The sequence below is a fragment of the Pedobacter sp. AC379 genome, assembly GCF_979258145.1.
Genome location: NZ_OZ409839.1, coordinates 4798616 through 4813172, shown reverse-complemented (window position 1 = coordinate 4813172; position 14557 = coordinate 4798616). Strand labels below are relative to the sequence as shown.

The window sequence follows — 14557 nt, the reverse complement described above, 5'->3', positions numbered from 1 at the left end:
AATAGTATATTACTTTGCTTTTTTAACACCTTCAGACGTCATCACTACACGTTTCATCGTTCCATCGGTATTGTAATTTAAGTAATCGATGCAAACTGAACGCCTATAACTTCCACCATCGTTGTTAATTGCGCCATTGTGGTAAATAAAATACGATTTACCTTTGAAATCAATAATCGATTGGTGGTTGGTATTTGAATTTCCGGCAATTTCATTCAAAATACCTTTATATTCCCAAGGACCGTTAATATTTTTGCTCATGGCATATACAATCTTCTCTGGAAATTGCGAGGCATAGGATAGATAATACCAACCTTTCCGTTTATGTATCCAGGGAGCTTCTGTAAATTCAGGTAGATTCACCTTTTGAATCGGGCCATCCAGTTCAATCATGTTTTTTTTCAACCTGGCATAATAACATTGTTGATTGCCCCAAAATAAATAAGCCTGTCCATCATCATCGATAATAACCGTCGGGTCAATATCATCCCAGGTTATCTTCACGGCAGTGGTCATGTCGTTGGTAATCAAAGCTTTTCCTAGAGCATCTTTAAATGGTCCCCTTGGGTTATCTGCTACTGCCACACCAATAGATTTGCCGTGGATACTTCCATGCGTAATGGCCACATACCAATAAAATTTACCATCCCTTTCAATCACCTGCGAAGCCCATGCATCATCTTTTGCCCAGCTAAAATCTTTTGCATTCAGTGGCGATTTATGTTCTTTCCAGGTAATCATATCTGCTGAAGCGTAACACAACCACTCGTGCATTTCGTAGTTATTTTTTGGTGCCGGTGCCACATCGTGTCCGGTATATAAATAAACCGAATCGCCATAAACGTAGGCAGCAGGATCAGCCGTGTATTTATCGGTAATAATGGGATTGCCTTTTGAAACAATTATTTTCTCTTGTGCTTTTGCCACAAGCTGGGCAACAGAAAGCACTAAAACCGATCCGTATAATTTGAAATTTTTGAACATATTATTGACTTAGCAAGGTTTTAAGTTCTTTTTCTTTAATTTTTAAAATGGTACCGTGTCTTAAACCTTTGGGTAATGAGATTTTATCAGAAACATCACTCCAGCTTTTTAAATCTGTAGATTGTATCGCTCCATATTTATGGTCTCGGTATTTATCAAAATATACCAACCAATTGTTACCTACTTTTAATGTGGTTGGTCCTTCGGCCCAGTAATTTCCGGTAATTGGATTCCCTGCTTTGCTGTATGGACCAGTTAACTGATCGGCATGTGCCATTTTTATGTTCTTTTGTGCTGGCTCGCGGGTTTCATCTTTTAAAAACATGATAAACTGTTTACCCTCTTTTACAATCGTGGCATCAATTACATTAAAGCCCGGATCGTAAAGTAATTTTGTTTCCGAAAAGGTTTTAAAATCTTTTGTGGTAACATAATACATCCGGTGATTGTATCCACTTTCTTCAGTTGAAGCTGTTTCATTAAATTTATCTTTAATGGTTGTGGCCCAATAAATCATATAGGTTTTGGTACTGTTATCGTAGGTAATTTCAGGAGCCCAGGTATTTCTTGCACCATCTTCTTTCGCCATAACAGGTAAAAACTGCTGTTCGTTCCAATGGATTAAATCTGTTGAGCTGGCGTAACCGATTCCTTTATCTTTCCAGCTAACCGTCCACACCATGTGAAACAAGCCATCGGCCCCGCGGATAATACAAGGATCTCGCATCAGTTTATCATTGCTTACGGTAGGGGTAAGAAAGGATTGATCATTTTTAAGGGCTGCCCATTTATAGGCGTCGGTACTATAGGCAAGGTGCAAGCCATCTTCTCCATTGCCTTTAAAATAGGCAAAAAGATAAATTTCTTTTTTTGATTGCGCCTGCGTATTTAAAATTACTGACAGCAATAATAAGGACAGGTATATTAGTTTTTTCATATTCTTTATTGTTCTACAACAATTACAAAGCCGCCAAAAGCTTTCATATTAAACGCCTGGTTTTTACTGCGGATTTCTTTTTGACTGAATGAAAAATCTGCTTCCCCATCAGTGATCATTGTAGCTTTTTTACCGTTAAATTTAGATAAATCAATCTGAACCGTTTTGCCATTACCTTCACCATTTATCCCTGCTATATACCATTTTGAGCCTGCCTTGCGCGCCATTACAACAAATTTACCTGGGTATCCGTCAATAAGTTTGGTATCGTCCCAGCTGGAAGGAAAGTTTTGCAAATAGGATTTTACATACGCAGGTACTGTAGCCATTCCATCAGGAGATTCGGCCAAATGCTGAACACCTGACTGAAAAATTACTGGCAGGGCCAATTCGAATGCATGGGTTGTTTTCCGTTTAATTTTTGGGATTACAGATAAATTCATTGGTGTGAAATCCATCGGATCGAAGATATTCCTCGTAAATGGAATGGTTGTGGCATGTAATGGCTCCTCATTGGCATTATTCTGATCGAAAGTGATAAATTCCATGCCTTTGATTGATTCCATCGTAACCAAATTCGGGTAGGTACGTTGCCATCCGCGGGGCAAGGTTGCACCATGACAGTTTACACTTAAACCAAATTTTGCCGCATCATCGAAAATCTCCAGGTAATAACGGATCATCGATTGTCCATCACCACCAAAAAAATCGACCTTGATCCCTTTAATGCCCATTTTTTGCAATAAAGCAAATTCTTTTAAGCGGTTTTCGTGGGTGGTTAATTTATTCTTTGGCGTGTATTTTACAGTATTCCAATCTCCGGCCGAGTTGTACCAAAGCAATAAGCCTACGTTTTTTGATTTTGCATAATCGGCCAGTTGCTGCATCTTTTCGTATCCGATTTTGGTGTCCCAATCCACATCAATCAGGCAGTATTCCCATCTCATGTCTGCTGCAAAGTCGATGTATTTCTTCTGGATATCGTAAGTTATTGAATTGTCTTTTAACATAATCCAGCTCCACGAAGCTTTACCCAATTGAAAAAGATCTGGATTGATATCGGCTTTTGCAGGAGCAGCTAAATCTGTACCTAAAGTAGATTCGGTAATTTTTTTCAGGTTTCCTACTGCAATTACACGCCAAGGTGTATACCATGGCAATGCCGATTGTGGATTTACATTTTGATTGGTAAAAACTTCTCTGGCATCTGGAAAACCGACCTGATAATTTCCTCCTGGCGAGTTTTGCTGTATTCGGGTTGCGCAGTAACTGCCATCTAAACCCACTTCAGTAAGCAATAGCCAGGTATCTTTATAGTTAAATAATGCCGGATAAACCCATCCTGCTGCTGTTGGTGCAGGTGTGCCCACGCTGATTTCTTTTTGATAATATTCTTCATAAGATGGGTTGGTACTTTCCCAGCTGGTTTTAGCTACAGACATGGGTTGCATCCACGCTTTAGTACTTGGAAAAAAATGGAAGGCTGTTCTTTCTTCCGTAATTTTTTTAAGTTGCGTATCTGCATCGGGGAAATAGTAACGAAAAGCAATACCATCATTTGAGACTTGAAAAATCACATCCATTTTTTTTGAGTTTGCATTTTTCAGGTGAAAAACCCTTTTATTGGCCAAGTATTCATTTTTAAGCCTCTTGCCATTTTTTAAGGTATAGTTATCTGTTATTACCTCGTTTTTTGAAACAGATACTACAGATAAATTTTTAGCAAAATCTGTATCCTCACGTATTAAACCCATTGCAGAATTTGCCAAAACAGGTTCATTTTTTCTGTTTATGGTGTAAAAAACCTGTTTATCTTTTAAAAAGACAGAAACGCTCAATTCTTTATCCGGACTTTGAATGTCGTATTTTGTTTGCCCTTTTAATACCTGGGTGGCTGAAAGTAAAAAAAGGATAACACTGGTGATTTTGTATTTCATGAGGCTATTTTAATTCGAGAACAACAACAGATTGAGCGGGTAATTCTACTCTTAGTGCATTACCTGATTTTTTTGCACCGTTAAATTTTGCATTGTGTACCTTGTTCAAATCGTTGAATGTGTTTACATCAGTAAGTTTAGCTGAAGTTAAAATCTGTCCGGTAACCGAAGTCCATTTTAAGCCCTCTAAAACAGTGTTTAAGGCAATTTTTTTGTTTGGATCCAGATTTACCAATGAAATGTGGATTGCGCCCATAGCATCCTGTGAAGCGGATATATTTAAGGCCGGGATTTTTTGACCGCCCACCATATAATCAGGACTGGTGAAAGTTATCGGTAAATATTTGGCATCCTGGTGCACTTTATACAGGTCGAAAACATGATAAGTAGGGGTAAGGATCATTTTATCTTTTTCGGTCAAGATTAATGACTGTAAAACATTAACGGTTTGTGCCAAATTGGCCATTTTAACACGATCGGAGTGGTTATTGAAAATATTTAAGGTGGTACCTGCAATTAAAGCATCGCGCAAACTGTTTTGCTGGTATAAAAAACCCGGGTTTGTGCCTGGTTCCACATCCGTCCAGATTCCCCATTCATCAACCACTAAAGCCACCTTCTTTTTAGGGTCGTATTTATCCATAATTGCGGCGTGTTTGCTAACCAGTTCTTCCATTTTTAAACAGTTTTTCATGGTCGAAAAGTATTGTGCTTCATCAAATTTCGTTGCAGATCCTTTTGTTCCCCAATTTCCGGTAGGGATAGTATAATAGTGAAGCGTTAATCCCCACATCTGGTTACCAATGTTTTTCATACAGGTTTCCGTCCAGTTGTAATCGAAAGAGTTTGCGCCACTGGCAATCCTTTTTAACGGTGCACCAGGGTAGTTTCGGGCATATGTAGCATATCTACGGTACAAATCAGAATAATAAGCAGGTGTCATATTTCCTCCGCAACCCCAACTTTCATTACCAACACCCCAGAAAGACACTTTCCATGGTTTTTCTCTTCCATTTTGGCTGCGGATAGCCGTCATGGGGCTTACCCCATCAAAATTCAGGTATTCTACCCATTTAGCCATTTCTTCAACAGTTCCGCTGCCCACATTGCCCGCTATATAAGGTTCACAATCAAGCATCTGGCATAAATCCAAAAATTCGTGTGTACCAAAGCTATTGTCTTCCGTTACGCCGCCCCAATTGGTATTTACCATTTTCGGCCGTTGGTTTCTCGGCCCTATGCCATCCCGCCAATGGTATTCATCGGCAAAGCAACCTCCCGGCCAGCGGAGGTTTGGCACTTTAATCTTTTTTAAGGCTTCTACAATATCCAACCTTATTCTTCCTTTATTAGGGATAGCCGAATTTTCGCCCACCCAAAAACCATCATAAATACAACGGCCCAAATGCTCAGAAAAGTGACCATAAATGTGTTTGCTCACAATTTGATCGCCCGCAGGTTTAATGGTTAATTGCGTTTCGTTTTGTGCGTGCACTAAAATAGAACTGCAGAACAAAGCGGCAGATAATAGCAGTTTTTTCATCATGATTTCGTTAAATCTATTGATTAAATGGAATTTTGATAACGTTAAAAGAATAAGGCTTTAAAGCAATGCTCAGTTTTTTGCCTTTTAAGTTTATGGAGCTTTTTTGCGGGCTTACTGCTTCCGGATTTTCGAAAGAATTTAGCTGGTTAAGGTTATTGCTGGCAATTTCCTCCGTTATGGCTTTACTTTTTAGCTTTATTTTCCCTTCAAGATCAAAATCTATGTTTTGCACCTGATCGGCATTATTGGCAATTTTAATAATGAGTTCTTTTTTGTGCTGATCGGTTACTGCAGAAGCATAAAGTCCATCCTGGCCGATAATATTTTTTTCATCAAGTGTAATTGGTATTACATCGGTTCCTTTATTGGTAGAAAATTGTTTCTGTACATAATAATCCGGTGTGCCATACGATTTCAGGTTATCAACCCAAATCATATCCGGGGCCCATTGCCAGGCATCAATATGAGCAAAAAGAGGGGCGTATGAGGCCATTTGTACTACATCGGCATTGCGCTCCAAGCCTGTCATTAATGAGGCCGAAGCCAGGGCACTTTGCCAGTTGTTCCTATTGCTGCCAACAAAATTTTTATCTGCGTGTACGGCATATTCACCAACAAAAATCTTGGTTCCATTTCTTGGATAGTTATCGTAGCGGCCGGCATTTTTTAAAAACCAATCAGCTGGGCGGTAATAATGCTCATCAATAAAATCGGCGTTGTTATTTCTCAAAGTGGTGTTTAATAAATTAAAACGATCACCTTCAGGATCGGTACCTGAACTGTTGATGAGTTTAAAATTGGGATATTTGGCCTTTATTGCTTTAGTGAAAATGGCTACTCTTTCCAGGTATTGTGGCCCCCAGTTTTCGTTGCCAACCCCCATCATTTTTAAATTAAAGGGTTTGGGATGGCCTAAATCTGCACGCATTTTCCCCCATTTCGTTGTTATATCGCCATTGGCAAATTCAATCAGATCTAAAGCATCCTGCACGTATGGATCGAGTTCATCAAGCGAGGCTACTTCAGCCGAATTAAACTGGCAGGCCATGCCGCAATTTAATATTGGTAAAGCATCCGAACCAATATCTTCTGCAAGTTGAAAGTATTCAAAAAAGCCCAAACCAAAACTCTGGTAATAATCCGGCGCAGGCCGGTGCGCAAATTCGGTATTCCAGCGGTTCATAATCAACTGCCTGTTTTCAATTGGGCCAATGGTTTTTTTCCATTGGTAGCGGTTGGCCAAATCGGTTCCTTCTACAATACAGCCGCCAGGGAAACGGATAAAACCAGGTTTCATGTCGGCCAGTAACTGCACCATATCGGCCCTTAATCCTTGCGGACGATTTTTCCAGGTATCGCCAGGAAAAAGTGAAATCATATCCAGATCGATGTTTCCATTGCCTTGAAATAATATGGAGAATTTCGCTTTTGGATCAGTTTCAGTTGCTGTAAAACTGGCTGATTGCTTTTTCCAGTCGCTACCCGTTTGGTCGGGTGTTAAATTTCCTTGTCCGATAATTTTATTATTTCCATCCTTTAACAACAGCAGAAATTTCACTCCGGGCTGAGATTGGCGGTACATAACCGAAAAATCGTAGCGCAAACCTTTTTTTACGCCTATGCCTTTGAAGCCTTCGTTGATGAGTTCGAAATCGTCAGTTTGTTTTTTTACCTGTAAATATCTGGGGTTGGCAGTATTTACCTCTTTACGGTTTACCACCAATACTTCGCCTTCCTGTGGTTTTTTACGTTGAATTGTCCAGCCCATTAAAGGTTTCGCAAATTCGAATGATCGGTTTTTGATTAATTCAGCATAAATACCGCCATCTGCGCCAAAGTTAATGTCTTCAAAAAAAACACCCCACATGTTGGGTTGTACTTTGGCAATAACCTGGTCTGTTTTAACTTTAATCACCTTTGTGGCCTGGGCCTGCACTTCAGATGTATATCCGATGCCAGCTAAAAAACATGTTGCACAGGCATAGAACACACTTTTTACAGGGTAATTTAATTTCATACGGTTTAATATTTGGAAGATTCTATTGGTAAAAGTAAAATATTTAAAATAATAAACGTCATGTAAACATTTATTTTTTTATCAATCTTTCAGTTTGTTGGTAAATTCTACAATCTTAGCATGGCAGGAAATGGTATAAATGGGCTTAAGTTTTACTTAGGTAGTAAAAGGGTTTAGTAAAGTAACTTTTTAGTTGCTGTTTAAAATTAATTTTTACTAAACCTTTAAAATCTTTCTTGTAACATATTGTCATCATAAAAAAGCAGGATACTACAGGATGCCCATTAAAAATATACTCTTTACATTCGACATGAATCAATTAATTATTGCTATCTGGCCAATAATTGAGATTTGCTAACCAATTACACATAATGAGCCTCTTTTACGCCAACCTGGTATTGACTATGTTTTTTTGTAGATCATTTGTGGGCAAAATTTCTGTTTACATGATTGATAAAAACATATGAACCTAAAAAAATATACTTTGCTGGGTATTTTAAGTGCAATAACATTTTGCAGTTTGGCTCAGCAAAAAGCAGAACCGGTTAGTGGCAGTCAGAAATCAATTAAGCTTTTTTTTGAAAAGTCTTACCTGCAGGTAGATCGCGGTTATTACAGTACCGGTGAAGATATTTGGTTCAGTGCCTACCTGGTAAACGGAAAAAGCAGCAGTTTAACAGCTACCAGCAATAATTTGTATGTAGAGTTGCTTTCTCCAAAATCAGAAATTATAGATCGAAAAATGATCCGTTTAAATGGCGGACTTGGCAAGGGCGATTTTAAATTAAAAGATTCCATTCCATCGGGCTGGTATGCCATTCGGGCTTATACGAACTGGATGCGGAATTTTGGAGATGATTTTGTGTTCCAAAAACGGATCCACATCAGCAACAACATCATCGAAAATGCTTCGTACTTTACCCGTAATCCTGCAAATAAAACTGATGGCAATGCACTTAAAAAGTCGATTGCTTTTTTTCCTGAGGGAGGCTCTTTGGTTGAAGGTTTATCCAGTATTGTTGCCTTTAAAACAAATGATGATGCCGGTAATGGTGTAAAAGCCACAGGGAGTATCATTTCATCAAAAGGAGATACGGTAACCACTTTTCAGAGTACTGAAGCAGGTATGGGTATTTTTGCTTTTACCCCTAAGGCGGGCGAGAAATATCGGGTTGAAGGCGCTTATGGCAAAGAAAAATTCTCTTCAAATATGCCTTTAATTCTTCAAAAAGGACTTTCGCTTCATGTAACATCAGATTCTCTGACCATTAAAGCTACAATTGCAGCGAATGGACCTAGTTTTAACGAATTGAAAGATAAAACCATTTCAGTGGTGATTAAACATGCGGGCGACAATATTTACTCTGGTGCTGTAAAGCTGAGTAAAGCTTTAGTATCGGTTTCAATACCCACAAAGGGCTTCCCGAGTGGTATTTCTATCATTACACTGCTGGATGAGGCTGGAAGGCCAAACTGCGAAAGATTGATTTTTATACAGGATGAAAACAAAGTAAATCTTCTGCTCACGCCCGGCAAAGCAGTTTATAAGCCACGCGAAAAAGTTATAATCCAGGTAAAAGCAACAAATTTTTTAGGGCAACCAGCCAAAACATCATTTTCACTGGCTGCTGTAGATGGGCTTGTGCCTGATGATGGAAATGATATCATCTCCTACCTCTTGTTGCAATCAGAAATAAAAGGAGAAATCAAAAATGCTGCACAGTATTTTGATCTTAAAAATCCATCGCGCTTAAAGCAGCTTGATCTATTACTACTCACCCAGGGCTGGAGAGATTACCTATGGAAAAAGCTGGCCGATTCAACAATAAAAATCAGTTATCTGCCAGAGCCGGGTATAACCATAAAAGGCTTGGTGCGTGAAAAATTAGGTAATAAACCGCTTCCGAACATGAATATTACCCTATTTGGATCTAATTTTATGGGAAATAAACTTTATACCACAAAAACTGATCAGGAAGGCCACTATTTTTTAGATGGGTTAAGCTGGTACGGCAACCAGGCGGTAAAAATATCTTCTAAAGATGATAAAGGCAAAAAAGGAGGCTGGTTGCAGATTGATACCTTAATTAAACCCTTAAATATTAGTTTGCTAAAGGAGATTGATGCCGGGATTCCGAATACGTTAAATGCTGAAATTGGTAAACGTATGGATTACAACCGTAAGTTTAAGTTTGGTGATTCAATTTCTTTAAATGATATCGAAATAAAGGCAAATGCAGGCAAAAAATTATTGTTATTTAACGAAACCTTATCAACTTTCGGCTATCCCGACCAGGTTTTTAACATTACAGCTGCAGATTATTCTTATAAGGGATTGGAACATTTTTTATTAACAAAAGCCAACGGAGCGCAAACTATAGATGATTTGGACAGTACAGGTGGTGAAGGAGTTGCTTTTTTATCGAACGGTAAAAAAGTAAGACCGCGCATTTTGATCAATAACAGGGAAGACCTTTTTGAGCGACTTGATTATTACAGTTTAACTATGGATCAGATCAATCAGCTTACTGTAAGGCATTTGGTTAACAGCGAAGCGAAAGATGTTTATGTGATCAGCCTAAATTTAAAAGATGAAGCACTCCGCGGATCGAATTTAGATTTGCTTAACATTAATTTAAATGGTTACTACACGGCCAGAACTTTTTATGCGCCTAATTACAATAGTCCGGCTACACAGAATAAAGATTTGCGTACCACGGTTTTTTGGGCGCCATCGGTAAAAACCAACGAGAATGGCATGGCAACCATCACCTATTTTAATGGCGACAATAAAACCAATATTATAATAAAAGCTGATGGAATTACCGATAAAGGCGTGGCTGTATCGGCCAAAGCTGCATATAAAGTACAATAATCACCCGAATGATAAATCAACAATATTACTTAATTAAGAGGCGATATAAGTTATGAAAACCAAAACCATCGTCATTTTATGTTTTATCGTAAGCTTTTTTGTGTCGGCTCCGCTTTTCGCCCAACGGCAAATGGAAAAGTTGGGCAGGGGCCTGGTTGCCATACGCCAAAATACCGATTCTGTTTATATAGGATGGCGTATGCTGGGTACCGATCCTGATGATATTGCCTTTAACCTATACCGCAAAACCGGAAATGGAGCTGCGGTTAAACTCAATCGCGAGCCGATCTCCGAAAGCACCAATTTTATAGATAGAGGAGTTAAATTTGACCTTCAGAACAGTTATTTTGTAAAACCAATTTTAAACGGTCACGAATTAGAAGCCAGTAAAAGCTTTACATTGGCTGCCAAATCGCCAATTGAGCAATATTTAACTATTCCTTTAAAAACTCCTGCAGGTTATACCCCTAATGATGCTTCTGTGGGTGATTTGGATGGAGATGGTGAATATGAGATAGTATTGCACCAAACCGGGCGCGGGAGAGATAACTCCTCAAACGGATTAACCGACCCCCCGATTTTTCAGGCCTATAAACTGGACGGAACTTTTTTATGGGAAATTAATTTAGGCAAAAACATTCGCGAAGGGGCACATTATACCCAGTTTATGGTGTACGATCTGGATGGCGATGGCATAGCCGAAATGGTATGCAAAACCGCTGATGGAACTGTAGATGGTAAAGGGAAAGTAATTGGCGATTCGACTAAAGACTGGCGCAACCAGAACGGTAAAATATTAGATGGCCCTGAATTTTTAACCGTATTCAGCGGTAAAACCGGTGAGGCTTTGGCTACTGCCGATTATATTCCGGCCCGTGGTGATATTGGGGCTTGGGGTGGCAAAGGTGGTAATGGTAAAAACGACAATACAGGTAACCGGGTTGATCGATTTAATGCCTGTGTAGCTTATTTAGATGGTGTACACCCAAGTGTTGTGATGTGCAGGGGTTATTATGGCAGAACGGTTTTAGCCGCCTGGGATTGGCGGAAGGGTAAATTAACTTCGCGTTGGGTATTTGATAGTAAAGATGGTAAAAACCCATTTTCTGGTCAGGGAAATCATAACCTCACCGTTGCAGATGTAGATGAGGATGGTAAAGATGAAATTATTTACGGTTCGATGTGTGTAGATGATAATGGAAAGGGGTTGTATACCACAGGCTTACGGCATGGCGATGCCATTCATGTTTCCGATCTCGACCCTGAACACCCTGGTTTGGAGGTTTTTGGCGTACATGAAATAGAAGAAGGAACTAAAGGCCCAGGTGCTGCTGTTTACGATGCCAGAACAGGAGAAATATTATGGAAAGGATCGCAGGATGAAGATGTTGGCAGGGGAGTGGCCGATAACATTGATAATACCCGCTTGGGCGCACAAATGTGGTGGTCGGGATCGAACGGATTATATGATATTAAAGGGAGCAGGATCGGCAATCAACCACGATCTACTAATTTCTTAATCTACTGGGATGGCGATTTATCAAGAGAACTTTTAGATGGCAACCATATTGACAAGTATAATGGCGGACGGCTTTTTACAGCAGATGGTGCAGTTGCTAACAATGGAACCAAATCTACGCCGGCCTTAAGTGCTGATATTTTTGGCGATTGGCGCGAAGAGTTGATTTTAAGATCGTATGATAACCAGAGCTTGAGGATTTATTCCACAACCATCCCCACAACGCACCGCAATTATACCTTAATGCACGATCCGCAGTACCGTTTAAGCATTGCCTGGCAAAATGATGGCTATAACCAACCGCCACATACTGGCTTTTATTTCGGTTTCGGAATGAAAAAGGCCCCTAAACCACGCATTATATTAATAGAGCCTAAAAAATAAATGATTCTATAGCACATTATGAAAATATACCGGTTTTATATCCTTTCTTTTATCATATTACTAAACTTTACTGTTGTATTTGCACAAACAGTAAAAGAACAAGCAAGAATAATTACGCCTTTCGATCAGGATTGGGCTTTTAATCTTGGAGATGCCCAGGGTGCAGAAAAGTCTGACTTCGATCAGTCAAAATGGAGAAAATTGAATGTTCCGCACGATTGGAGCATTGAAGGTGCTTACGATAAAGCAAATTTAACGGCACGTGGTGGAGGCTATTTACCTTCGGGAATTGGTTGGTACCGTAAAAGTTTCAATCTTGATGAAAGTTTTGCAAAAAAGAAAGTAACGATAGAATTTGATGGCGTAATGGCCAATAGCGAAGTATGGATTAATGGCTTTTATTTGGGCAAACGGCCTTACGGTTATATCAGTTTCAGCTATGATTTAAGCAAGCATTTAAATTTTGGTAAAGGTAAAACAAATGTAATTGCGGTTAAGGCTGATAATACGGTACAACCAGCATCGCGTTATTATACTGGCGCAGGAATTTACAGGCATGTGCGTTTAGTGGCAACAGATGCCGTTCATATTGCAGATTGGGGAGTTTACATTACCACGCCAGATGCTACTGCTCAAAAGGCTACAGTTAAGGTAAAAACAAACGTGCTGAATGAATCTGGTCAAAGTGCGCAGGTTATGGTAGAAACATCTGTTCTGGATGCCACAGGGAAGGTTGTTAAAACGGCGCAAAGCAAACAAACAATTGCTCCTGGAAAAAATGCCAGTGTAGAAGAAAGTATTGTAGTTGCAAACCCGAAACTTTGGAACCTCGAAACGCCCGATCTTTATCAAACTTTAACAAAAGTAACCCTTAACGGAAAAGTTGTAGATGATCAATTGAACAGGTTTGGCATCAGGGCTTTCAGGTTTGATGCGGCGACTGGATTTTGGTTAAATGGCAAAAATTTTAAGTTAAAAGGTGCATGTTTACATCATGATGGTGGTGCTGTGGGCGCAGCAGTACCTTTAAGTGTATGGAAATTCCGCTTAGCACGTTTAAAGGAAGTTGGCATTAATGCCATCAGAACGGCACATAATCCTGTTGCCCCTGAGTTTTTGGATCTGTGCGACCACATGGGCTTTTTAGTGATGGATGAAACCTTTGATACCTGGAATTCGGCAAAAAATAATGGAGAAAAAGGCTACAACAGATTTTTTACCGAATGGTGGGAACGCGATACCCGCGATATGGTAATGCGCGATCGAAATCACCCGTCTATTGTAATTTATAGTGTAGGAAACGAAATTCATGACGATTTAAACAGCGCCGAAGGGTTTAAAAAATATAAAGATCAGCAAGATCTAGTTCATCAGCTCGATCCAAGCCGTCCGGTTACAATGGCACTTTTCCGACCAGCCAATTCGAAGGTTTATACCAATGGTTTTGCCGAAACTATGGATGTTGTCGGCCAGAATTATCGCGAAAATGAGTTGGTGGCCCTGCACAATCAAAAACCGAATCTAAAAGTAATCGGTACAGAAAATACACATGTAATACAACAATATTTAGCCCTGCGCGATAATCCTTTTATGGCAGGCCAGTTTCTGTGGACGGGTTTTGATTACCTTGGAGAAGCCGATTGGCCTCAAATTACTAATGGCCAGGGATTATTTGACAGGATTGGCAGTTGGAAACAGCAAAGTTTGCAACGCCAAAGCTGGTGGTCAGATCAACCTGTGGTACACATTGTGCGCAAAGAAGATAATGCAGGTGCTGGTGACTGGATTAACAACTGGACACCTACCGATTTTGATACATATGATGATGCAAAAGTTGCCGTTTATAGCAATTGCGAAGAGGTAGAACTCTTTTTAAACGAAAAATCGTTAGGGAGTAAACCAAAGCCAGCTGATGATTCGCCACGTTTGTGGGATGTAACTTTCGAAAAAGGCAGTATTAAAGCAGTAGGTAAAAATAAAGGTAAGGTAGTTACAACAGAAGAGCTTAAAACTGCTGGTGTACCAGCTAAAATTGTACTCTCAGTTGATAAAAACAAAATCGGCAATACCTGGGATGACGTGGCTTTTGTAACGGCAAAAATTTACGATGCAAATGGCAATATCTGCCCAAATGCCGATCAATTGATCAAATTCACGATCACAGGTAGTGGAGTTATTGATGCTGTTGATAATGGAAATATTAACAGTCATGAAATGTATAAAGCTACACAACGCCATGCTTATAAAGGTGTTTGTATGGCTTTTATTAAGGGTAATGCGCCTGGCAACATCGAGGTTAAGGCTTCGGCAGATGGGCTTGATGGTGCTGCGGTAAAATTAGAAGTGATCAGTAAATAA

At 39.6% G+C, this 14557-nt stretch carries 8 protein-coding genes; 3 read left to right on the top strand and 5 right to left on the bottom strand.

Annotation, left to right across the window (positions count from 1 at the left end; translation table 11 throughout):
• Window positions 1–9 precede the first annotated feature (9 nt).
• From ACZZZW_RS20835 to ACZZZW_RS20815, 5 genes are read right to left on the bottom strand one after another with little or no spacing between them, the layout of a single operon-like run.
• A complete protein-coding gene (locus ACZZZW_RS20835) occupies window positions 10–984 on the bottom strand; it encodes a glycoside hydrolase family 43 protein (RefSeq protein WP_082458678.1) in 975 nt (324 codons plus the stop codon).
• A 1-nt stretch (window position 985) separates the two neighbouring features.
• Window positions 986–1921 (bottom strand): glycoside hydrolase family 43 protein, encoded by a 936-nt coding sequence (locus ACZZZW_RS20830; RefSeq protein WP_055906208.1) that lies wholly within the window; start codon window positions 1919–1921, stop codon window positions 986–988.
• Between the two features lie 5 nt (window positions 1922–1926).
• Window positions 1927–3858: a glycoside hydrolase family 97 protein gene (locus ACZZZW_RS20825; protein WP_055906205.1), complete on the bottom strand. Its 1932-nt coding sequence runs from the start codon at window positions 3856–3858 to the stop codon at window positions 1927–1929.
• 4 nt (window positions 3859–3862) lie between these two features.
• Window positions 3863–5404, bottom strand: coding sequence for an alpha-N-arabinofuranosidase (locus tag ACZZZW_RS20820; RefSeq protein WP_463496316.1), 1542 nt, complete (start codon window positions 5402–5404; stop codon window positions 3863–3865).
• Window positions 5405–5417: 13 nt separating this feature from the next.
• The gene (locus ACZZZW_RS20815; protein WP_082458677.1) at window positions 5418–7421 is read right to left on the bottom strand and encodes an alpha-L-arabinofuranosidase C-terminal domain-containing protein; all 2004 of its coding nucleotides are present in this window, start codon (window positions 7419–7421) and stop codon (window positions 5418–5420) included.
• A 463-nt stretch (window positions 7422–7884) separates the two neighbouring features.
• Here ACZZZW_RS20815 and ACZZZW_RS20810 point away from each other — a divergent pair, with 463 nt between their 5' ends.
• The 3 genes from ACZZZW_RS20810 to ACZZZW_RS20800 are packed head-to-tail and all read left to right on the top strand — an operon-like array spanning window position 7885 to window position 14557.
• A complete protein-coding gene (locus ACZZZW_RS20810) occupies window positions 7885–10296 on the top strand; it encodes a carboxypeptidase-like regulatory domain-containing protein (protein WP_055906199.1) in 2412 nt (803 codons plus the stop codon).
• Between the two features lie 52 nt (window positions 10297–10348).
• On the top strand, window positions 10349–12199 hold the full coding sequence (locus ACZZZW_RS20805) for a rhamnogalacturonan lyase (RefSeq protein WP_463496312.1): 1851 nt from the start codon (window positions 10349–10351) through the stop codon (window positions 12197–12199).
• Window positions 12200–12217: 18 nt separating this feature from the next.
• Window positions 12218–14557 carry a sugar-binding domain-containing protein gene (locus tag ACZZZW_RS20800; RefSeq protein WP_463496310.1) on the top strand — a complete coding sequence of 780 codons (2340 nt, stop codon included), beginning with the start codon at window positions 12218–12220 and terminating at the stop codon, window positions 14555–14557.

Bases quoted from the DNA above. Each gene is read 5' to 3' on its own strand.
- ACZZZW_RS20835 (WP_082458678.1), bottom strand. From the start codon at position 984: ATGTTCAAAAATTTCAAATTATACGGATCGGTTTTAGTGCTTTCTGTT.
- ACZZZW_RS20830 (WP_055906208.1), bottom strand. From the start codon at position 1,921: ATGAAAAAACTAATATACCTGTCCTTATTATTGCTGTCAGTAATTTTA.
- ACZZZW_RS20825 (WP_055906205.1), bottom strand. From the start codon at position 3,858: ATGAAATACAAAATCACCAGTGTTATCCTTTTTTTACTTTCAGCCACC.
- ACZZZW_RS20820 (WP_463496316.1), bottom strand. From the start codon at position 5,404: ATGATGAAAAAACTGCTATTATCTGCCGCTTTGTTCTGCAGTTCTATT.
- ACZZZW_RS20815 (WP_082458677.1), bottom strand. From the start codon at position 7,421: ATGAAATTAAATTACCCTGTAAAAAGTGTGTTCTATGCCTGTGCAACA.
- ACZZZW_RS20810 (WP_055906199.1), top strand. From the start codon at position 7,885: ATGAACCTAAAAAAATATACTTTGCTGGGTATTTTAAGTGCAATAACA.
- ACZZZW_RS20805 (WP_463496312.1), top strand. From the start codon at position 10,349: ATGAAAACCAAAACCATCGTCATTTTATGTTTTATCGTAAGCTTTTTT.
- ACZZZW_RS20800 (WP_463496310.1), top strand. From the start codon at position 12,218: ATGAAAATATACCGGTTTTATATCCTTTCTTTTATCATATTACTAAAC.